We start from the raw sequence: 21,242 nt of genomic DNA on the forward strand, positions 1-21,242 counted from the left end.
CTCTCCGGGTCAGCCGCCGGCCGGCGGTGTCATCGTGAGCCGCGGCGGGGTGTGCAGGTGCTCGCCGACGCGCTTGACGAGGCGGGCCATCTCGTACGCGATGAGTCCGATGTCGGCGCTCGCGGAGCTGAGTACGGCGAGGCAGGAGCCGTCCCCCGCCGCGGCGACGAAGAGGAAGCCGTCGTCCATCTCTACCATCGTCTGGCGGACCCCGCCGGTGTGGAACTGCCGGCCCGCGCCCTTGGCGAGGCTGTGGAATCCGGAGGCGATGGCGGCGAGGTGTTCGGCGTCCTCGCGGCTGAGCCCGCTGGAGGCGCCGACGGCGAGTCCGTCGTTGGAGAGCACCACGGTGTGCCGGACCTCGCGGACCCGCATCGCGAGGTCGTCGAGGAGCCAGTCGAGCTCGCCGGACCGGTGGTGGGAGATCCTCTCGTGGTCGATCATGCGTCGTCTCCTTCGGTGCGGGTGTCGTCGAGGTGGGCCGTGCCGTGGTCGTGGCCGAGGCGGTGAACGGTGCCGAAGTCCTTGCTCGGGGACGGGCCCTGGAGCGAGGCGGGGTGCGGGCTGGGGGGTGAAGCCGGGTACGCGCGCGTGGCGGGGTTCGCGTGCGGGCCGGTGCGCGGCTCCGGAGCCGTACGGGGGTCTGTTCCGGGCTCGGTGACGGGAACGGGGCCCTGCTCGCCGCCGAAGCCGGTGCCGAGGGGGCGCCGGCTGCCGGCCGCGCCGCCGCCTCCCCGCTGCCATCCGTCCTGGTAGGCAGCCATCCGGTCCCTGACCTGTTCCGGGGTGCGGGTGCCCGATCCGGCGGCCGGTGCGGGGACGGGCTCCGGAGCAGGCGCCTCGCGCAGCTGCGGGACCAAGCTCGCCTGGCGTATGCGACGCGGCAGTTCGGCCTCGGGGTCTTCGTGGCCGGCGGGACCGGTCGGCGTACCGGGTGGGCGGTCCCCCGTCGGTGACGGTACGGCGGGGCCGCGTCGGCGCAGTTCGGTGACACCGGCGGACGGCTGCCCCGCGTCCGGGCCGGCGGCGAGCGCGGGCACGGCGGTCGGGCGCGGCAACGGCTGCGGCCGGGGGGCCGGCACGGACCGTGGCGGGGAGGGCGGCCGGGACGCGTCCGCCGGCCCGGGCGTGCTGCCGGCCCCCGCGCCGGCCGATGGCTGCGGTGCGCTCCGGCGCGGTCCCGCGACCGGGGCCCCTGAGGACCCGGCGGGTCCGGCCGGTGTGCCGGTCGCGAGCCCCGGGGCGGTCGGGGCGGACGGACCGGCCTGCGTCGGCGTGCGCGGCGAAGGTGGGCGGCCGAAGCGGCGGGCCTCGGCGCGCTGGGCCTCGGCGTGTTCCCGGGCGGCGCGCGCGCCGTCCGTCCGCGGGTCGACGGTGGTCTTCTCGGCCGAGCCGGAGCCCTGTGTACGCGGGTGCCCGGCGTCCGCGGCTCCGGCGTGGGCGCCGTCGGGTCCTGGTCCGGTCGCCGGGGTGCCCCGGCCCGGCGGCAGTGCGCCCTGGAGGAGGTCGGTCGGGAGCAGGACGACGGCGGTGGTGCCGCCGTACGGGGAGGTGCGGAGGTGGACCTTGACGTCGTGGCGGGCGGACAGGCGGCTGACCACGAAGAGACCGAGGCGGTCGCTGTCGAACAGGTCGAGGGCTTCGGACTGGGCGATGCGGTCGTTGGCCTCGGCGAGGGTGTCCTTGCCCATGCCGAGCCCCCGGTCCTCGATCTCCAGGGCGTATCCGTTGCCGACGGGTTCGCCGCTGACGCGCACCTTGGTGTGGGGCGGGGAGAACTGCGCGGCGTTCTCGATGAGTTCGGCCAGGAGGTGCGTGAGGTCGGCGACGGCGCCGCCGACGACGGCCGTCTCGGGCAGTCGCCGCACTTCCACGCGCGCGTAGTCCTCGATTTCGGAGACGGCGGCCCGGACGACGTTGGTGAGGGGGACGGGCATGCGCCAGGCCCGGCCGGGTGCAGCGCCGGAGAGGATGATCAGGCTTTCGGCGTGGCGCCGCATGCGGGTGGTGAGGTGGTCGAGGCGGAAGAGGTCACCGAGCTCGTTGGGGTCGTCGGCGCGCCGCTCCATGCTGTCCAGGAGGTTGAGCTGGCGGTGGACCAGGACCTGGCTGCGGCGGGCGAGGTTGACGAAGACGCCGGAGATGCCGCTGGCGAGTTCGGCGCGTTCGACGGCCGCGGAGAGGGCGGCGCGGTGAACGGTGGTGAGGGCTTCGCCGACCTGGCCGATCTCGTCCTGGGAGACGGGCCCCGGCGGGGCCTCCGCCTGGACGTCGATCTCCTCGCCGGCGCGCAGTCGGCGCATGGCGGAGGGGAGTTTGTGGCGGGCGATGCCGAGGGCGGTGTTGCGGAGGCTCACGAGCTCGACGACGAGGCCGCGGCCGATCCGGACGGAGATGACGAGGGAGGCGACGACGGCCGCGAGGCCGAGGACGACGGCGGCGCCACCCGCGCTGAGCACACCGCCGGCGAAGGGGTCGGCGCGGTCGGCCGCCGCGGTGCGGGCGTCGGTCTCGATGACGATGAGGCCACGGCGTACGGCGGTGAGGGTGTCGTCCCAGTCGGCGGAGGTGACCGACTGGGCGGCGGGGCGGCCGGGGGTCGCGGCGCGTACCCGGTCCTCGTTCCGGATCAGCCTGGCGTGGTCTCCTCCCCCGGCGAGGCGGGCCCATTCGGAGCGTGCGGCCGCGGGCAGGTCTGCGGTGGCCGAGGCGGTGAGCGTACGGCGGGTGTCGACGGCGCCGGCGAAGGCGCGGAGCCGGTCCCCGGTGAGGCTGCCGGTGAGATGGGCGGAGGTGAGGAGGGCGTCCTCGCGGGAGAGCATCTCGCCGGCCTTGCCGAATTCCAGGAGCACGCGCGCGTCGGAGCCCTGTCCGCCGTCCTGGATCCCGGTGAGGGCACCGCCGACGGCGAAGGCGGCGGTGACGGCCGCGGTGTACTCCTCGTACACCTGGTCCCAGTCCGCCCGGCCGCCCGCCGCGGCGGTACGGAGTTCGGCGAGGCCCTCGACCTTGTCGACGAAGGCGCCGACCCGGCCGGCGACCTCGCCGGGCAGGTCCCCGGTGTCCCCGATGGTGTGCGTGTCGTCGAGGCGGAGCCGGTCGACGGCCTCGTCCGTGCGGCGGATCCGGTCCTTGAGCTCGGCGGCCCGGGCTGCGCCGGGCGCCGCGACCTGCCGTACGGCTGCGCGCCGTTCGTCCTGGAGCGCGGCGAGGGCGGCCGTCACGGGCTCCCGGATCTCGGCGTCGACGCGCTGGAGCCGGCTGAGCGCGGCGATGTCCTGGGCGGTGGTGACGGTGGCGAATCCCCACAGGGCGAGGAGCGAGACGACCGGGACCATCAGGAGCGACACGATCTTGGCGCGGACCGTGCGCGGCCGAAGACCGTGGCGGACGCGGGGCCCTGCGGGACCGTGCGGGCCGGTGGGGACGTGAGGCCGGGCGGGACCGTGCCGGCGGGCGGAACCGTGGGGGCCGTCGGCTTCGACGGGCCCGGCCTTGACCGGTCCCCCGGTGGACGTGTCGCCCGGGGCCGGGAAGGCGCCGGGGGTCTGCGGCCCCGGTTCGTCGGCGGGCGGCCCGGCGTGCGCGCGCCGCCCGCGTGCGGCGGCCGGCGGCGGTGTCGCCTCGGCGCCCTTGGTCTTGCGGGGAGTTCGCATGGCCTCCTCGTTCCGGCTGCTTGGTGCTCTGGTGCGGTGGATCGTGCGCGAGGGTGGTTCGGGGGTCGGGTGCGGGGTCCGGTCGCCAGGGGTGCGGGGTCCGGTCGCCAGGGGTGCGGGGTCGGGTCGTCACGGGTACGGGGTCCGGTCGCCAGGGGTGCGGGGTCGGGTCGTCACGGGTGCGGAGCCCGGCCGCGAGGAGGGGCGGGGCGCGCCCGGACGAGTGCTCCTCCAGGCGGTGCGGGCGCCGGCCGAGTCCTGGGCACGCGGGTCAGGTCGCCGTCGTTCGGGCGGGTTCGGTGGTGCGGAAGCCGGGAGGTGCGACGTCCACGGCGCGCTCGTCCGGCTCCGTCAGGCGGCCTGCGGAGGCGTACGCGGCCCGCTCCCTGGCCGTCGGCGAGAGGGCAACGAAGGCGGAGGTGATGAAGAGGTACGAGCCGAGGCCGACGGCGAGCGGGAAGATGAACTGCATGACGGTGGCCCCGGGGAGGACTTCGGCGGAGGGCGCGACCTCGACCCCCACCGCGAGCATCCCGGTGTAGTGCATGCTGCTGACGGCCGCGCCCATCACGAGCGAGGCGACGGCGACCGCGGCCGGCGAGTGGATGTTGAGGGCCGCCCACAGCGCCGCGGTGGCGGCGACGACCGCGATGAGCACCGAGAGGCCGACGAGGACGGGGTCGTACGTGACGCGGCCGTGGAGCCGGAGCGCGGCCATGCCCATGTAGTGCATGCTCGCCACGCCGACGCCCGTGGTGAGGCCTCCGACCAGGAGCGAGCGGACCCGGTCCCGCCCGTAGCCGACGGCGAACACCCCGACGCCGACGACGGCCATCGCGATGCCGAGACTGAGGATGGTGAGCGGAACGTCGTAGCGGATGTCGGTGCCGGTGACGCCGAATCCGAGCATCGCGACGAAGTGCATCGTCCAGATGCCGGTGCCGATCGCGGAGGCGGCGGTGAGCAGCCAGTTCCGTCGCGATCGACCGGTGGCGTCGAGCGCCCGTACGGTACAGCGCAGCCCGAGGGCGGCGCCGATGCAGGCCATCGCGTACGACAGCGCGGGTGTCAGCCAGCCGAAGGTGGCGTGGTCCAGGTGTCCCATGGCTCCGGGACGCTAGTGCGCACTGGGGGGCGCACCAGGGGCGCATTTCGAAAGCTGATGGAATATGACAGAGAGATGGTCCCGAACGATCACGCCGAGCTCGAACGTGCACACAGAACGTTCACCCCTCCGAGTGCGCGATCATGAGCACATGAGCGATGACCCCACACACGTACGAGAGTTCTTCGGCGCCCGCGCGGCCGGCTGGGACAGCCGGTTCCCGGACGACGGGCCCGCGTACGCCGCCGCCGTGGAAGAGCTGGCCCTGCGCCCCGGGGACGCCGTGCTCGACGCCGGCTGCGGGACCGGCCGGGCCCTCCCGCCGCTCCGCGCCGCCGTCGGCCCCACCGGCACCGTACTCGGTGTCGACCTCACCCCCGAGATGCTCGAAGAGGCCGTCAAGGCCGGCCGCGGCGGCCGGAACGACATGAGCGGCCAGGCCGGTCACGAGGGAACCGCGACGCTGCTGCTCGCCGATGTCGGCCGGCTCCCGGTGCACGACGGCGCCCTCGACGCCGTGTTCGGCGCGGGGCTCGTGTCCCACCTGGCCGACCCCGTCGCCGACCTGCGCGAACTGGCCCGTGTCGTACGCCCCGGCGGCCGGCTGGCGCTCTTCCACCCGATCGGACGCGCCGCCCTCGCGGCCCGCCACGGCCGCCGGATCACCCCGGACGACCTGCGTGCCGAGCCCCGGCTGCGTCCGGTGCTCGCCGAAGCCGGCTGGCGGCTCGTCAGCTACGTCGACGAGGACACGCGCTACCTGGCCATGGCCGTACGGGAAGCCTGAGCGGCGGCTCCCGTCGCCGGCGCGCCACGAGCACGACCAGGCGGAGCACAGACGGTCCGGACACTCCGGCCTCCGGGCGGACGGCGCCCCTTTCCGGACCCTGGGCCTGGTGATCACGCCGAGAGCCCGGCCTGATCGGCAGGGCCCCCGTGTCCGGGCCGCCGGAGTCGTCGGCGTCCCCGGTCCGGGCGCCTCGGGGAGCGCGTCGGGTCCGTCCCGGAGTGACCTTGCGGGTCGCGGTGCCGCTTTGTGATCGCGGGTGTCAACGCACCCTTCTGTCACGGCACTTCACTGATTACCGTGGACATGCCGGGCAGTCGTGCCCGGGAGAGGCGGCGGGCCGTGGCACGAGTAACGGAAAGACTGCGCAGACTCCTCCCCTCCGCACGGCGGGCGTCCTCGGCCGCCGCGCCGGCGCCACCGCGCGCCCGGCAGGGGTACAACCTCTTCGAAGCCGCGGCCGCGTACGTGGTGGCGTGCGCCGAGGACGATCCGGCCCGGGCGGAGGAGGCGTCGACCCGGGTCTCCCCCGACATGCTGACCTTCGGCGTCAACGAGCTGGCATGCCGTGCCGTCCTCACCCTCGCCCGGGAGCGGAACGAGTCGCCGAGCGCCGTCGCCCGTTCGCTGCTCGGCCTGCGGGAGGAGTCGCCGCGACGATCGGCGGGAGACGCCTGACGGGCGGAACCGGAGGGCGCGGGTTCCCGGGTGAAGGCCCTCGACGCGCGGGTTACTCACTGGTTAAGGTGCGCCGACGACCGGATGGGGAGGCTGCCGTGGCTGGGACGGACCCGATCGCCGAGGCCGACGGCGACGCGGACGCGTTGTTCGTACTGACCGCGGCGCTGCTGACGCCCGAGCGCTTCCTGAGCGTGCTCGGCGACGACTACCCGGCGGCCTGCGCCGCGCTGGGGCTCCAGCCGTACGCGGAGGGGTACGGGCTCGTGTTCGGCCAGGACGGGCTCGGGGCGCGGTGGACCGTGGTCGTCGACGACGTGTCGCTGGTCGCCGTGGCCATCTCGTCCTGGGACTGCGGCATGGCGTACGACCTCTCCCCCGACGAGCGCTCGGTGGTGGCCGGGCTGCCGGGCTGGCCACTCGCCCTGGCCTCCCGCGCCCCGGGAGTGCCGGCCCCGCACGACCCGGAGCCGCAGGAGGGCGACCCCGATCCGCTGGTCCCGCCCTCGGGCACGGAGTGGGGTCCGGCCCAGCGCCGCCTCGGGGCCGACGAGGTGGCGCTCCGGTGGGCCGCCTGGCGGTCCCGGGCGGACGACGACGAAGCGTCCGCCGCCCCCGCGCCGGCCGAGGAGGCCCAGGCCCCGGAGGCCCCGGCCCAGGGCGACGAGAACCCGCCTCTCCCCGCGGAGCCCGACCCGTACGACGGGGTCAGGAAGGCACTGGCGGAACTCCAGGGCTATCTGGAGGAACAGCCGCCGATCGGGCGCGTGCGGTCCGACGGCGGCGCGGAGGACGGCCCATGCACCCTGCGCGCGGACGGTCCCGGCTGGTCGCTGGCGGCCCGCACCGACGACATGGCCTTCGTCCTCCTCGACGAGCTGCCCCGCGAGGTGCTGCCGGTGCCCCGGAGCCCGAAGCTGGCCGCCCTCCTCGAAGGGCTCGCCGCGATGGCCGTGCGACCGTCCTGAGCGAGCGGAGGGTGCTGCCCCGAGGCCGGGTCGGTGACGGCGTGCTCCCGGGGGCGCGCCATGGGCGGGGTCAGGTGACGGCGTGCCCGTACTCGGACGCCAGCCCGTCCAGCTCGGGGTCGCCGAACACCGCCCGCAGGGTCCGGAACGCCGCGGACTTGTCCTCCCCGAAGCGGCCCACGGCCACCTCGTAGGTCTCGGGGGACACGAACCTGGGCGGCGTGCTCTTGCTGTGGAACTTGTCGGCGTACATCACCAGGCGTTCCTCGGGGGTGACCGCGACGTAGTCGGCCGGCGGCAGCGGCAGCCCCTGCTTGAGGACGTCCTCCTTGGTCAGCCCGACGCCCGTGTGGCACGAGCAGAAACGGCACAGCGTCTCCGGCAGCCCTTCCGAGGCGAGGATCTCGTGGCCCAGCATCCCGTGCAGCAGGTAGCTCCGGCCGTCCCGCCGTCCGTCGGCGTCGTACAGGCGATAGACGCCGATGTCGTGGAGGAGGCACCCCGCGCGCACCAGTTCCGGGTCGACGCCCCTGTCCGCGCGCGACATCAGGTGCTGGGCGACCTTCCACACGATCTCGCAGTGGGTGAAGACGCGCTCGAACGCCACTTCGTCGGGGGCGTACTTCAGGTGCAGGGCTCGGATGTCGTCCGTGGTGGGAATCTCCATCCCCGCAGGGTAGCGAGTGCGGCCGCGGAGCCCGGCCCGTCCCGCACCCACATGGGACGGAGGGCCGACGTGTGGTTCCGAACCATGGTCCGGCGGCGGGGGCCCACCGCACGATGTGGCGCTGTACACCGTCACGTCGTCCCATCGGAGGCCCACCATGCGCCTGTTCCCAGGCGTCCCCCTGATCGCCGCGCTGCTGACCGGGGTCACCGCCCTCGCGCCCGCGAGCCCTGCCGGGGCCGCGGAGGAGGCCTCCGCGCACTGCGCGCGGCAGGACCGGCTCCATGTGCCCGGCGCCGAGCACCAGGAGACCGCGTGTCTGCAGGACCTGACCACCGCGGGGCTCGCCGGCACGCCGTACACCGACATGGCGGACCAGGCGGGCCTGGCCGCGAAGGGGACCCGTCATCCGTCCGGGGTGCCTGGCGTCCAGATCGACGGATACTTCCCCGACGATTCGCGCCTCAACGCCACGCACGGCTGGTCGCACGACGCGCAGTTCGTCATCCGGCTGCCGGACGACTGGAACGGCGGGCTCGTCGTCACGGGTGCGCCGGGCACGCGGCGCCAGTACTCGACGGACGCGCTGATCTCCGACGAGGTCCTCGCCAAGGGCTTCGCCTACGCGGCCACCGACAAGGGAAACACCGGCGCGAACTTCTTCACCGACGGGCAGGCTCCGGGCGACGCGGTCGCCGAGTGGAACCGCCGGGTGACCGAACTGACGCGGGCGGCCAGGAAGGCCGTGCGCCAGCGGTACGGGAAGGCCCCCGATCACACGTACATGACGGGGATCTCCAACGCCGGCTATCTGACGCGCTGGCAGTTGGAGAACCGGCCCGAGCTGTACGACGGCGGGGTCGACTGGGAGGGCGTGCTGTGGACCACGCGCGGCCCCAACCTCCTGACCAGCCTGCCGGTCACGGTGGCCCGGTCCCAGGGCCTGGCCACCGACGACGACCTGATCGCGGCCGGCTTCGCACCCGGCTCGCGCTTCCTGTGGCCGTACCACGAGAAGGCGTACTGGGGTCTGACGCAGAAGATGTTCCGGGCCGAGTTCGACCCCGCGTACGACCCCGCCTGCCCCGGTGCCTCCATCGGCGGCACGGTGGAGCAGATCCTCGCGCCCTGCGCCTCGGACGCCTCGTACGACTACGCCTCCCGGCCGGCGGCCGTCCACCGCGCGGTCGCGAAGGTCGCGCTCACCGGCCGGATCGGCAAGCCGCTGATCACCCTGCACGGAGACCTCGACACGCTGCTGCCCATCGCCACCGACTCCGACGTGTACGCGGGGATGATCGACGCGCGCCGACGGGGCGGTCTGCACCGGTACTACACGGTGCAGGGCGGGACGCACACCGACGGCCTGTACGACACCTACCCGGACCGGCTGCGCCCGATCCTGCCGTGCTACCGCTCCGCGTTCGACGCCCTGACGCGCTGGGTCGAGGAGGGTACGGCTCCGCCCGCCGACCGCACGATCCCGCGGCCGACGGACGGTGACGTGGTCAATTCCTGCGCTCTGGCGGAGTAGCGGGGGCCCTGGACCCCAAGGCGGGTGTCCCGTCGATCGAGCCCGGCCTGATCGACGGGACACCCCCGGGAGGTCGGACGCGTCCCAGCGGGATGGTCACGCCGCTGACGTGACGGCCTACGCGGCGCCCTCGGAGCGGAGCGGCGCGCCCACGTCGTGCAGGTGGCCGAGCGCCTGGCGGTACGAGTCGAGGAAGCCCGTCTCGGTGTACGGGACGCCCAGCTCGGCGCAGTGGGCCTTGACGGCGGGCTGGGCGAGCCGGAGGTGGGGGCGCGGCATGCTCGGGAAGAGGTGGTGCTCGACCTGGTAGTTGAGCCCGCCGAGGAACCAGTCGGTCAGGGCGCCGCCGCGGATGTTGCGCGAGGTGAGCACCTGTCGGCGCAGATGGCCCCAGCTGTCGCCGTCCTCGTGCTCGTCCGGACGTTCCATGCCCTTGTGGTTGGGGGCGAAGGCCATGCCCAGGTGCACGCCGAGGAGCATCTGGTGGACGAGGGCGAACACGAGGGCCTGCGCGGGCGTGAGGAGGGTGAGGAGCAGCGTGGCGTAGCCGGCGAAGTGGGCGAGGAGCAGACCGCCTTCGACGAACCGGTCGCGGCGGGTGCGGCAGGGACCGTCCTTCGCAAGCAGGGCCCGGACCCCGTACACCTTGAGGGCGATGCCCTCCAGCGTGGTCAGCGGGAAGAACAGCCAGGCCTGGTGGCGGGTGAGGAATCCGCGCAGTCCGGTGCGGCCCGTCGTCTGGTGCTCCGCGAAGACGAGGATGTCCGCCGCGACGTCCGGGTCCTTGTCGAGGTGGTTCGGGTTGGCGTGGTGACGGTTGTGCTTGTCGTTCCACCACTCCCGGCTCATGCCGAGGAGGAGGTTGGCGTGGACGAGCTGGATGATCCGGCTCGCCCTGCGGTCGGCGGTGATCTGGGCGTGGCCGGCGTCGTGGCCGACGAACGCGGCGCGGGCGGACAGGAGGGCGAGGGGGACGGCGAGGAGGAGTGCCCACCAGGAGGGACCGATCAGGGCGAGGCCGGCGACGACGGCGGCGATGCCGACGAGGTTGACGGCGATGCCCCGGGCGTACCAGCCGGGTCGGTGTTCGAGCAGGCCCTGTTCCCTGATCGTCCGGAGGAGCGGGGTGAACTCGCTGGTACCCCTGGCGCGGCCGGGCTTCCCGGTGGTGACCGTGGGGAGCGCCGCGGACGGCGCGGCGGCCGGGGGCAGGACGGTGGCCTGGGACATGTGGGGCTCCGGTTCTCTCGGTCGTACGGGGCGGCCGGGGGTCCGTCGTCTTCGCCGGGTGCGGTGGCGAACGGTCGCCGGAGGCCTACCGAGAACGTACGGATCCGTGATCGTCCGGGGCCATGGCGTCACCACCCGTCCCGGGGAGGGGGTGGCCCGGGGTGCGGAGGTGGGGGCAGCCCCACCTCGCTCCATGTGAGGCGGATCACGCCTGGTGATGGCACGTCAGACGGGTGCGGTGGGGTAACCTCGGCGGCTCGGTCCCCAGGTAGTCAAATTTGAGGAATGCGTTGTCGCTGTCGCACGGACCCGATGATTCGGCCCGCGAACCCGCTCCCACTCCCGCTCCCGCTCCCGGTCAAGCGCCCGCTCCCGACACCTCACCCGCGCCGGCCCTCGGGCTCGATCCCGCACTCGCCCGGCACGCCGCCGTGTTCCTCCCCGCCGATCCGCCGCGCGCCGGCCGGATCGTCTTCTGGTCACCGGACGGCGAGGCGCTGCCGGAAAACGGCGCGGCCGGGGACGACGACACCGCGGAGGACTCCGCGTCGCCGTACATCGAACTGACCGTCGTGGACGGGGACGGCCACCGGCCCGTGACCGTCCCCGCCTACGCCGTCCCCGTGCGGGACGCCCTGCCGCTGCTCCTCCGCGCGCGGTTCTCGGACGTCGCTTCCCCCGCGGCCTCGTTCTGGGGCGCCGCGTCACTCCTCTCCCTCGGCCTCGTCTCCCGTGGCCTCCTCCTGCCCGGACTCACCGCGGAAGACCACGACGCGTGGCGCGTCGGCCCGCTCGGCCCGGAGGAGCTCGCGGAACTGCGTACGCTCGCCGCCTCGATGCCGCCCGTGGCCCACGCCGTCCCACTCTCCCTGGACGAACCGCTGCTGCTGCCCGCGCCCGAGGCGCTGCTGCGCGCCTTCGCCGACGCGGTCGCGGACACACTGCCCCGTACCCCGGCCGCACCGATCGCCGCCGGTGGCCCCGCGTTCGCCGCCGACGCGCCGCAGCGGATCCCCGAACAGCGGGCGTGGGCCGCCGACGTGGCGGCCGTCCACGACGCGGGAGTCCGGCTGTCGCTCCGGCTCGAACTGCCCGGCTTCACCACCGAGGCCCACGACGCCCCGGCCTTCCGCGCCGTGCTCCAGCTGCACGGCGTCGCGGATCCGACGCTGGTCGCGGACGCGGCGGAGGTGTGGGCGGGCGCCGGCGCGACGGGAGCGGCCTTCGGCCCCCGCGCCCGCATGGACGCCCTGCTCGCCCTGCGCCGGGCCGCCCGCGCCTGGCCACCGCTGACTCCACTGCTCTCGGCGGCCGTTCCCGACAGCGTCGAGCTCGCCGACGAGGAGGTCGCGGAACTCCTGGGCCCGGCGGCCCGCGCCCTCGCAGCGACGGGCGTCCAGGTCCACTGGCCGCGCGAACTCTCCGACCGGCTGACCGCCCGCGCGGCGATCGGCCCCGCGGACACGGGCCCGGGAGGAGCCGGTGACGGCGGCTCGACCGAAGGCCCTTCCGCCTCGTCCGACAGCGCCTCGTCCGACAGCGCCTCCTCCGCCTCGTCCTCCCTCTCCTCCTCTCTCCCGTCCTTCCTCTCCGCCGACGCCTTGCTCGGCTTCCACTGGCGCTTCGCCGTCGGCGACCACGAGCTGACCCGGGCCGAGCTCGACGGCCTCGCCGAGGCGGGCCGGCCGCTCGTCCGGTTGCGCGACCGGTGGGTCCTCGTCGACCCGGCGGAGGTGCGCCGTGCGAGGTCCCACCAGGACCGCAAGGTGACGACGGTCGACGCGCTCTCGGCCGTGCTCACGGGAACGACCGAGGTCGACGGACAGTCCGTCGCGGTGGCGGCGACCGGCTGGCTCGAGCGGCTGCGGGAACGGCTTGCCGACCCCGAGGGCGGCCGGCCGGAGATCTCCCAGCCCGCGGCGCTCGCCGCGACCCTGCGCGACTACCAGCTGCGCGGGCTCGACTGGCTGCACCGGATGACCTCGCTCGGCCTCGGCGGCTGCCTCGCCGACGACATGGGCCTCGGCAAGACGATCACCGTCATCGCGCTCCACCTGCACCGCCAGACCGACCCGGCCGCCGCGGGCCCCACGCTCGTCGTCTGCCCCACCTCCCTCATGGGCAACTGGCAGCGGGAGATCGAGAAGTTCGCGCCCGGCACTCCGGTGCGCCGCTTCCACGGCGCCACGCGCGATCTGGACGGGCTCGCCGACGGGGGCTTCGTCCTCACCACGTACGGCACCATGCGCCTCGACGCCCAGCGGCTCGCCGCGCACGGCTGGGGGCTCGTCGTCGCGGACGAGGCGCAGCACGTCAAGAACCCGTACTCGGCGACGGCCCGGCAGCTGCGGACCATCGGGGCACGCGCACGCGTGGCGCTGTCCGGCACACCCGTGGAGAACAACCTCTCGGAGCTGTGGGCGATCCTCGACTGGACCACGCCGGGGCTGCTCGGCACCCTGGGCGCGTTCCGGACCCGGTTCGCCGCCGCCGTCGAGGGCGGTACGGACCCGGCCGCCGCCGAGCGGCTCGCGTCCCTCGTCCGCCCCTTCCTGCTGCGCCGCCGCAAGTCCGATCCCGGCATCGCACCCGAACTGCCGCCGAAGACGGAGACCGACCGGGCCGTCTCCCTGACGCCCGAGCAGGCCGGGCTCTACGAGGCGGTGGTACGGGAGACCCTGGAGGCGATCGCCGGCGCCGACGGCATGGAGCGCCGCGGCCTCGTCATGCAGCTGCTGACCGCCCTCAAGCAGATCTGCAACCATCCCGCCCAGTACCTCAAGGAGGAGCGGCCGCGGATCGAGGGCCGCTCGGGAAAGCTGGAACTGCTCGACGAACTCCTCGACACGATCCTCGCCGAAGGCGCACACACGCTGGTGTTCACCCAGTACGTGGGGATGGCCCGGCTCCTGGAGACGCATCTGACGGCGCGCGGGGTGCGGACGCAGTTCCTGCACGGCGGCACGCCGGTCGCCGAACGGGAGGCGATGGTCGCCCGCTTCCAGAACGGTGACGTCCCCGTCTTCCTCCTCTCCCTGAAGGCCGCGGGAACGGGACTCAACCTCACCCGGGCCGAACACGTCGTGCACTACGACCGCTGGTGGAACCCCGCCGTGGAGGCCCAGGCCACCGACCGCGCGTACCGGATCGGGCAGGACCGGCCGGTCCAGGTCCACCGGCTGATCGCCGAGGGCACCGTCGAGGACCGGATCGCGGCCATGCTCGACCGCAAGAAGGAACTCGCGGACAGCGTGCTCGGGACGGGGTCCGACGCCCCGCGGGAGCTGACCGAACTGACCGATGCCGAACTGGCCGAGCTGGTACGGCTGCGAGGGGACGGACGATGAACCGGACGGGACACGGGTACGGGCACGGCGACGGAGCGCTCGGCGGACAGGGAGGCTCGCCAGGCGGCGGACACGGGGGCGACGAGCGTACGTTCGCGGCCCTGCCGCCGGCGAAGGGCACGGCCTTCGCCCGGACCTGGTGGGGTCGGGCGTGGCTCAAGGCCCTGGAGGACACCGCGCTCGACGGGGTGCAACTGAAGGCCGGCCGCCGCCACGCGCGCGCGGGGGCGGTGGGCGCCGTGACGGTGCGGCCCGGCCGGATCACGGCGGTCGTCAAGGACCGCGACGGCACGGCGTACCGCAGCGACGTCCTGGTGCGGGAGCTCTCCGACGACGAGTGGGAGCGGTTCCTCGACCTCGCCGCGGACAGCGCGGGGCACATCGCCGCGCTCCTCGACCGCGAGATGCCGCCCCACCTGGTGGAGGACGCCGCGGCGGCCGGGCTCGACCTGCTGCCCGGCATCGGCGACCTCGACCCCGAGTGCGGCTGCGAGGCCTGGGACCACTGCCCTCACACGTCGGCGCTCTGCTACCAGGTCGCCCGCCTGCTCGACGAGGACCCCTTCGTCCTGCTGCTGATGCGGGGGCGCGCCGAACGCACCCTGCTCGACCAGCTCCAGGCGCGCAGCGTCGCGCGCGCCTCCGCTCCGTCGGCGAGCGGAGGGAGCGGCGGGAGCGGCGGGGACGGTGCGCCGACCTCCGGTACGGCGGCGGGTGCCGGCGGCATGCCGGGCGTGTCGGCTGCCGACGCGTACGCGGAGGGCTTCCTCCTGCCGCCGCTGCCCGCGCCTCCGGTCGTCGCCACCGACCCGGGCGTGTCGCCCGCCTTGGACACGGACACGGACCCCGAGCCCGGGGTGCACCCGACAGCCCTGGAGTTCCTGGCGACGGACGCGGCGGCCCGTGCCCACGGGATGCTGGTCGCCGCCCTCGGTCCCGTACACCAGGAGTCCGCGGGGGCGTGCCTGACGGCCGCTCAGGACGCCGTACGGCTCGCGGTGGACTCGCCGATGCCGTGGATCACGGCGCGGCTCGCCGCCGGTTCCGGCCGGACACCGGCCGAGCTGGACCTGGCCACGCGCGCGTGGCGGCTCGGAGGGGCAGCCGCCCTCTCCGTACTGGAGGAGGAATGGGCCCCTGACGGGGAGAGCCTCGCCCGGGCCGGCACGCGTCTGTCGGAGGCGTGGGAGGACGACGAGCGGCCCGCCCTGCACCGGTCGGGCGCCCGGTGGACGGCGGTGGGCACGGACGGACAGCTCCGGCTCGGCGTCGACGGTCGCTGGTGGCCGTACGCCAGGGAGGGTGCCCGCTGGTCTCCGGCGGGGCCGCCGGACCGGGACCCGGCCGTCGCCCTGGCGGCGGCGCTGACGACGGCGCTGACGACCGGCCCCACGGGCGACGGCACGTAGGCGCACCGCTGGTGGGGGGGCGGAGCACCGGTCCCCCACCGGGTCGCCGCGCCGGTCGCCGCGCCAAGTCGCCCTGCCAAGTCGCCCTGCCGGATCGCCCTGCCAGGTCGCCGCGCCGGGCTTGTGCCCGGACACGGCGCGGGCAGGCGCCCCGAGCGCTACAGGCCGAGCTGGCGCTCGGCGCCCTCCACGGTCTGGGCGAGGAGGACGGCGATGGTCATGGGGCCGACACCGCCGGGCACGGGGGTGATGAGGGAGGCGCGTTCGGCGGCGGAGGCGAAGTCGACGTCGCCGATGTTGCCCGGGTTGTAGCCGGCGTCGATGACGACGGCGCCCGGCTTGATGTCCTCGCCCTTGATGAAGTTCGGCTTGCCGACGGCCGCCACCAGGATGTCGGCCTCGCGGACGACGGACGAGAGGTCCTTGGTGCGCGAGTGGCAGTAGGTGACGGTGGCGTCGCGGCCGAGGAGGAGCAGCCCCGCGGGCTTGCCGAGGATCGCGCTGCGGCCGACGACGACCGCCCGCTTGCCGCTGAGCTCGACGTCGTAGGCGTCGAGGAGGCGCATGATCCCGCCGGGCGTGCAGGAGACGAAGCCGGGCAGGCCGAAGCCCATGGCGGCGAAGGACGCCATGGTGACGCCGTCGACGTCCTTCTCCGGGGCGATGGCCTCGAAGGCGGCCCGCTCGTCGATGTGCGGGCCGACCGGGTGCTGGAGGAGGATGCCGTGGACCTCGGGGTCCTCGGACAGGGCGGTGATCGCGGCGACGAGTTCCTCGGTCGTCGTGGCGGCGGGCAGCTCGACGTGCTTCGAGCGGATTCCGGCCTTCGCGCAGCGGTTCTGCTTCATCTTCACGTACGTCACGGAGGCGGGGTCCGCGCCGACGAGGACGGTCGCGAGACACGGCGTGACGCCGGTGCGGCGGGTGATCTCGGTGGCGCGGGCTGCGGTCTCCTCGACCGTACGGCGGGCAAGGGCCGTGCCGTCCATGAGGGTGGCGGTGCTGGTGGACATGGCAACTCCTGGGCGTCGTCTCTGACCGGTGGTTCGCCCAGGCGCACGGCATCGGCGGACCCGCGCCGTCGCGACGCGCCCCACCGGGCCGCTCCCCGGTGGTGATCCACCTCAAGCGCCAGTCACGGCCCGAGCCCCACTCTACGTGAGGGGTCCGGGGCGGGTCCCGGACAGGGTGCATATGCCGTGCCGTCCGGCCGCTTGTAGACGGCCCGGCCGGGCACCACGATGACCGGGACGGGCCGTGACGACCTCGACGGGGAGGCCGAGTTGAGCGATGCGTGGATGGCGGGGGAGACGGAGCCGGGTCCGGCCGCCGGGAACGCGCGGCCGCTGGTCGCGGCGTCCTGGCGGCGTTCCGTACGCGCGCGCGTGAGCCCCGACGGGGCGGCACGGGTGGAACTGGACGAGGACGAACTCGCCGCCTACCGCGACGGCCATCCGCTGGCGGCCGCCATGCCCGTGATCCGGGAGCTGATGGGGGCGTACGCGACGGACGGGGAGCATCTCCTCGCGGTCTGCGACGCGGCCGGGCGGATGCTCTGGGTCGAGGGCCATCAGGACACCCTGCGCAAGGCGCGGGGCATGAACTTCGTGGCCGGGGCCCGGTGGTCCGAGTCGGCGGCGGGGACGAACGCGCCCGGGACCGCCCTCGCCGTCGACCGACCCGTCCAGGTCGTCGCCGCCGAGCACTTCCGGCGCCCGGTCCGGGCGTGGACCTGTGCCGCCGCCCCCGTGCACGACCCGCGCACCGGGCGGGTCCTCGGCGCCGTCGACATCACAGGCGGTTCACGGCTCGCCCACCCGCACAGCCTCGGCTTCGTGCAGGCGGTCGCGCGGGCGGCCGAGTCCCAGCTGGCCCTGCTCACTCCGGCACGGGAATCCGGTCGGCTCAGACTGTCGGCGCTCGGCCGGGACGAGGCCGTGCTCCACGTGGACGGACGGCGGGTGCGGCTCAGCCGCCGCCACAGCGAGATCCTGGTGATCCTCGCGCACCGCCCTGAGGGTGTCGGCGGCGACGGCCTGCTCACCCTGCTGTACGAGGACGAGTCCGTCACCCCGGTCACCCTGCGGGCGGAGCTGTCCCGGCTGCGCGCACTGCTCGGCCCCGACGTGCTGCGTTCCCGCCCGTACCGCCTGGCGGACGTCATGGACGCGGACTTCACGACGGTGGACCGGCGCCTTGCCTCCGGGTCGGTCGCCGCCGCGGCCGCCGAGTACGCCGGCCCGCTGCTCCCCGCCTCGACCGCCCCCGGGGTCGTACGGCTCCGGGAACGGCTCGCGGGACGGCTGCGGGCCGCGCTGGTGGACCGGGGCGATCCCGGCCTGCTCGGCGACTGGGCGTACAGCACCTGGGGCGAGGACGACGTGGTGGTCTGGCGGGCGCTGCGCGCGGCCGTACCGGCGTCCCGGCTCGCCCCCGTACGGGCGCGGCTCGACGCCCTGGAGGCGGAACTGTCCGCCGGTGCAACGGACTTGCAACGTAAGGGTCAGCACACTCGGCCGTGAGCGCCGGCCAGGGACGGCCGGCGCGTCCCAGGGAGGCCATGCCCATGACCCGTTACGCCGCACCCGGTACCGAGGGCGCGCTCATGTCGTACCAGGCCCGCTACGACCACTGGATCGGAGGCGAGTACGTCGCCCCGGCGGGCGGCCGCTACTTCGAGAACCCCAGTCCGGTCGACGGCCGCCCCTTCACGGAGGTCGCCCGCGGCACCGCCGAGGACGTGGAGCGCGCCCTGGACGCGGCGCACGCCGCCGCTCCGGCCTGGGGACGGACGGCCCCCGCCGAACGCGCGGCCGTCCTGCTGCGGATCGCCGACCGCATGGAGAACAACCTGGAGGCGCTCGCGGTCGCCGAGACATGGGACAACGGCAAGCCCGTCCGGGAGACCCTCGCCGCCGACATCCCGCTCGCGATCGACCACTTCCGCTACTTCGCCGGAGCGCTCCGGGCCCAGGAGGGCGCCCTGAGCGAGATCGACGACGACACCGTCGCCTACCACTTCCACGAGCCGCTCGGCGTCGTCGCACAGATCATCCCGTGGAACTTCCCGATCCTCATGGCGGTCTGGAAACTGGCCCCCGCCCTCGCCGCCGGCAACGCCGTGGTCCTCAAGCCCGCCGAACAGACCCCGGCCTCCGTCCACTTCTGGCTCGGCCTCGTCGCCGACCTCCTGCCGCCCGGCGTCCTCAACGTCGTCAACGGCTTCGGCGAGGAAGCCGGCAAGCCGCTCGCCTCCTCGCCCCGCGTCGCCAAGATCGCCTTCACCGGCGAGACCACGACGGGCCGGCTGATCATGGGTTACGCCTCCGAGAACCTCAAGCCCGTGACCCTCGAACTCGGCGGCAAGTCACCGAACATCTTCTTCGACGACGTCTGGGCCGCCGACGACGACTTCCGCGACAAGGCCCTCGAAGGCTTCACGATGTTCGCCCTCAACCAGGGCGAGGTCTGCACCTGCCCCTCCCGCGCCCTCGTCCAGCGCGGCCACTACGCCGACTTCCTCGAAGCGGCCGTCGCCCGCACCGAGAAGATCGTCCCCGGCCACCCCCTCGACACCGACACGATGATCGGCGCCCAGGCCTCCGCCGACCAGCTCAAGAAGATCCTCTCCTACCTGGAGATCGGCCAGCAGGAAGGCGCCAAGATCCTCACCGGCGGCCAGGTCGTCGAGCACGGCGGCGAACTGGCCGGCGGCTACTACGTGCAGCCGACCATCTTCGAAGGCGACAACCGCATGCGCGTCTTCCAGGAGGAGATCTTCGGCCCCGTCGTCGCCGTCACCTCCTTCACCGACTTCGACGACGCCATCCGCACCGCCAACGACACCCTCTACGGCCTCGGCGCCGGCGTCTGGACCCGCGACACCAACACCGCCTACCGCGCCGGCCGCGCCATCCAAGCCGGCCGCGTCTGGACCAACTGCTACCACGCCTACCCCGCCCACGCCGCCTTCGGCGGCTACAAACAATCCGGCATCGGCCGCGAAACCCACCGCATGATGCTCGACCACTACCAGCAGACCAAGAACCTTCTCGTCAGCTACTCACCGAAGAAGCTCGGCTTCTTCTAAGGGCTGTCCCGCTATAGGGCAGCGGAGCTAAGCACTGTTCAAGCGGCCCGTCATACTCGGCGTGTGACGATCACTGATGCTCACGGCCCGCTGCCCGATCCACGGGTACTCGTCAGGGCGACCGACTGGGCGACACTTGAGCACGCTTACGGCCCGGCCGAAGAGTCCCCTGCCCTGCTCGTTGGCCTCCTAGCGGACGACCTCAGCACGCAGGCCAGGGCACTGCGTCACCTTGAAGATCCGATTCATCACCAGAACTCGGTCTATTCGGCGACGGTACCTGCAGCACTGTTTGTTGCAGCGGCGCTCAAGGATCCGTCGACGGCCACGGCCCTCCCCGCTCCGGGTGGAGGCCAGAAGCAGGTGCGTGCAGCCTTGCTGGATTGGCTGGAGTCCGTGGCTGACGCGGTCGGCAACGCGGCGGAGGCGACGATGGCACGGCTGGGGCTCTGCCTGGAGAGCAACCCGGTGTCCGTCCAGGTTCGGGCACTGCGTCCTGCAATCTTCCGGGCCGTCTCAGCCTTCCTTCACGATCCCGACGCTGCCGTCCAGGAAGCGGCCATCGCCGCGGCTATCTCCCTTCTGGATGCTCCAGAGCTGGAGCATCACCGGTCAGTTCTCACTCCGTTGGTGCGCGGTGTGCTGGCCACCAGTGCCGACAAGTCCTACCGGTTCGTTGCCGCCCGTGGCTTGAGTGCCTGGGGGCAGGAAGGAGGGCCCTCACCAGCCCTGCAGGACGCGGGCCCGTGGGCCCGCGGCTGGAGCACCGAACCACCCTTCTAAGACCTCCGACCTCCCGGAAGAAGACCAGCCGCGTCGGGCCGACGAGCGTGATGCCATGATCGCCCCGTGGCTGGTGTGATCACGGCGTCGGAGCCGTCCTGGATAGCTCCCTTCACTGGGCTGAGCCCGAAGCAGTTCAGCAAGCTGATCACTGCATTGCGGCGCGAGGGAGCTGACCCCGTTCGCAAGGGCCGACCCTGGAGCCTGCCTCTGGAGAACCGGGTTCTGCTGGTTGCCGCGTACTGGCGCACGAACCTGACTCTCAGGCAGCTTGCCCCGCTCTTTGGGGTCTCGAAGTCGGCGGCGGACCGCATCATCGATCACCTCGGCCCGTTGCTCTAGCTCCAGCCCCGCAAGCGGTTCCGTAGGGGCACTGTGCTGATCGTGGACGGCACCCTGGTCCCCACCCGCGATCACACCGTCGCCGAGCAGTCGAAGAACTACCGGTACTCGACCAACCACCAGGTCGTGATCGACGCCGACACTCGGCTTGTCGTCAGCGTTGGTCGGCCGTTGCCCGGCAATCGCAACGACTGCAAGGCGTGGGAGGAGTCCGGAGCCAAGGCCGCTGTGGGCAAGACCACGGTGATTGCCGACGGCGGCTACCGGGGTACTGGCCTGGTCATCCCGCACCGCCGCGAACGTGGACAGTCCGAACTACCGGCTTGGAAAGAGGAACACAATACCTCCCACCGCAAGGTCCGCGCCCGCGTCGAGCACACCTTCGCCCGTATGAAGAGCTGGAAGATCCTCCGCGACTGCCGCCTCAAGGGCGACGGCGTTCACCACGCCATGCTCGGTATCGCCCGTCTCCACAACCTCACCCTCGCCGGCTGACCGAGGAGAGAGCAGGCCGGCAAGTACGCCCGAGATCATTTACGGGACATCCCTTAGACATCGTTTCTTATGGCGTGATCGCTCGTTGTTCCGTGCATGACGGATCTGGTTGAGCGGTTGGTGCCGGACGAGTTGTGGGTGCTGTTTCGGC

The 21,242-nt window shown here is 73.6% G+C and carries 15 protein-coding genes, 1 pseudogene and 1 riboswitch; of the genes and pseudogenes, 10 read left to right on the top strand and 6 right to left on the bottom strand.

The genetic code is table 11. The features are described 5' to 3' along the window. Nucleotides 1-9: 9 nt before the first annotated feature. The 3 genes from OO54_RS11465 to OO54_RS11475 all read right to left on the bottom strand — a co-directional run bounded on the left by OO54_RS11465 (nt 10) and on the right by OO54_RS11475 (nt 4,761). The gene (locus tag OO54_RS11465; RefSeq protein WP_017237311.1) at nt 10-444 is read right to left on the bottom strand and encodes a roadblock/LC7 domain-containing protein; all 435 of its coding nucleotides are present in this window, start codon (nt 442-444) and stop codon (nt 10-12) included. Then, the gene (locus OO54_RS11470) at nt 441-3,656 is read right to left on the bottom strand and encodes a sensor histidine kinase (RefSeq protein WP_033202747.1); all 3,216 of its coding nucleotides are present in this window, start codon (nt 3,654-3,656) and stop codon (nt 441-443) included. The genes OO54_RS11465 and OO54_RS11470 overlap by 4 nt, the downstream gene beginning before the upstream one ends. 271 nt (nt 3,657-3,927) lie before the next feature. Then, nucleotides 3,928-4,761: an MHYT domain-containing protein gene (locus OO54_RS11475; RefSeq protein WP_033202748.1), complete on the bottom strand. Its 834-nt coding sequence runs from the start codon at nt 4,759-4,761 to the stop codon at nt 3,928-3,930. A 151-nt stretch (nt 4,762-4,912) separates the two neighbouring features. On the opposite strand from OO54_RS11475, the gene OO54_RS11480 reads away from it, so the two are divergent. The 3 genes from OO54_RS11480 (at nt 4,913) to OO54_RS11490 (ending at nt 7,194) form a co-directional block, all read left to right on the top strand. After that, on the top strand, nt 4,913-5,548 hold the full coding sequence (locus tag OO54_RS11480) for a class I SAM-dependent methyltransferase (RefSeq protein WP_033202749.1): 636 nt from the start codon (nt 4,913-4,915) through the stop codon (nt 5,546-5,548). 342 nt (nt 5,549-5,890) lie between these two features. After that, complete coding sequence (locus tag OO54_RS11485; protein ID WP_033202750.1) at nt 5,891-6,226, top strand: hypothetical protein; 336 nt, start codon at nt 5,891-5,893, stop codon at nt 6,224-6,226. Between the two features lie 98 nt (nt 6,227-6,324). Further along, nucleotides 6,325-7,194, top strand: a complete 870-nt coding sequence (locus OO54_RS11490) for a hypothetical protein (RefSeq protein WP_033202751.1) — start codon at nt 6,325-6,327, stop codon at nt 7,192-7,194. A gap of 70 nt (nt 7,195-7,264) precedes the next feature. Here the strand turns inward: OO54_RS11490 and OO54_RS11495 are convergent, their stop codons facing one another. Next, nucleotides 7,265-7,861: an HD domain-containing protein gene (locus OO54_RS11495; RefSeq protein ID WP_033202752.1), complete on the bottom strand. Its 597-nt coding sequence runs from the start codon at nt 7,859-7,861 to the stop codon at nt 7,265-7,267. Between the two features lie 157 nt (nt 7,862-8,018). On the opposite strand from OO54_RS11495, the gene OO54_RS11500 reads away from it, so the two are divergent. Then, the gene (locus OO54_RS11500; RefSeq protein ID WP_033202753.1) at nt 8,019-9,395 is read left to right on the top strand and encodes a tannase/feruloyl esterase family alpha/beta hydrolase; all 1,377 of its coding nucleotides are present in this window, start codon (nt 8,019-8,021) and stop codon (nt 9,393-9,395) included. A 117-nt stretch (nt 9,396-9,512) separates the two neighbouring features. On the opposite strand, the gene OO54_RS11505 is transcribed toward OO54_RS11500, so the two are convergent. After that, the gene (locus OO54_RS11505) at nt 9,513-10,625 is read right to left on the bottom strand and encodes a fatty acid desaturase family protein (RefSeq protein ID WP_033202754.1); all 1,113 of its coding nucleotides are present in this window, start codon (nt 10,623-10,625) and stop codon (nt 9,513-9,515) included. 290 nt (nt 10,626-10,915) lie between these two features. Between OO54_RS11505 and OO54_RS11510 the strand changes: the two genes are divergently transcribed. Together OO54_RS11510 and OO54_RS11515 are read left to right on the top strand one after the other, a co-directional pair. Beyond that, on the top strand, nt 10,916-13,972 hold the full coding sequence (locus OO54_RS11510; protein ID WP_033202755.1) for a DEAD/DEAH box helicase: 3,057 nt from the start codon (nt 10,916-10,918) through the stop codon (nt 13,970-13,972). Beyond that, nucleotides 13,969-15,381 (top strand): SWIM zinc finger family protein, encoded by a 1,413-nt coding sequence (locus tag OO54_RS11515; RefSeq protein WP_033202756.1) that lies wholly within the window; start codon nt 13,969-13,971, stop codon nt 15,379-15,381. The genes OO54_RS11510 and OO54_RS11515 overlap by 4 nt, the downstream gene beginning before the upstream one ends. Before the next feature lie 158 nt (nt 15,382-15,539). On the opposite strand, the gene OO54_RS11520 is transcribed toward OO54_RS11515, so the two are convergent. Beyond that, entirely contained in the window at nt 15,540-16,394 is an 855-nt protein-coding gene (locus tag OO54_RS11520; protein WP_033202757.1) for a bifunctional 5,10-methylenetetrahydrofolate dehydrogenase/5,10-methenyltetrahydrofolate cyclohydrolase, read from the bottom strand. A 28-nt stretch (nt 16,395-16,422) separates the two neighbouring features. Further along, a riboswitch (ZMP/ZTP riboswitch) is annotated at nt 16,423-16,530 on the bottom strand. Nucleotides 16,531-16,664: 134 nt separating this feature from the next. Between OO54_RS11520 and OO54_RS11525 the strand changes: the two genes are divergently transcribed. The 4 genes and pseudogenes from OO54_RS11525 (at nt 16,665) to OO54_RS41470 (ending at nt 21,091) form a co-directional block, all read left to right on the top strand. Continuing rightward, nucleotides 16,665-17,903 (top strand): GAF domain-containing protein, encoded by a 1,239-nt coding sequence (locus OO54_RS11525; RefSeq protein WP_051786867.1) that lies wholly within the window; start codon nt 16,665-16,667, stop codon nt 17,901-17,903. A 44-nt stretch (nt 17,904-17,947) separates the two neighbouring features. Next, nucleotides 17,948-19,471: an acetaldehyde dehydrogenase ExaC gene (gene exaC, locus OO54_RS11530; RefSeq protein ID WP_033202758.1), complete on the top strand. Its 1,524-nt coding sequence runs from the start codon at nt 17,948-17,950 to the stop codon at nt 19,469-19,471. Between the two features lie 63 nt (nt 19,472-19,534). After that, complete coding sequence (locus OO54_RS45825) at nt 19,535-20,254, top strand: hypothetical protein (protein ID WP_157856461.1); 720 nt, start codon at nt 19,535-19,537, stop codon at nt 20,252-20,254. A gap of 66 nt (nt 20,255-20,320) precedes the next feature. Then, nucleotides 20,321-21,091, top strand: a pseudogene (locus tag OO54_RS41470) (transposase). Nucleotides 21,092-21,242: the final 151 nt, after the last annotated feature.

Origin of the sequence: Streptomyces wedmorensis (assembly GCF_000716445.1) — a bacterium.
Taxonomy (GTDB): Bacteria; Actinomycetota; Actinomycetes; order Streptomycetales; family Streptomycetaceae; genus Streptomyces; species Streptomyces wedmorensis.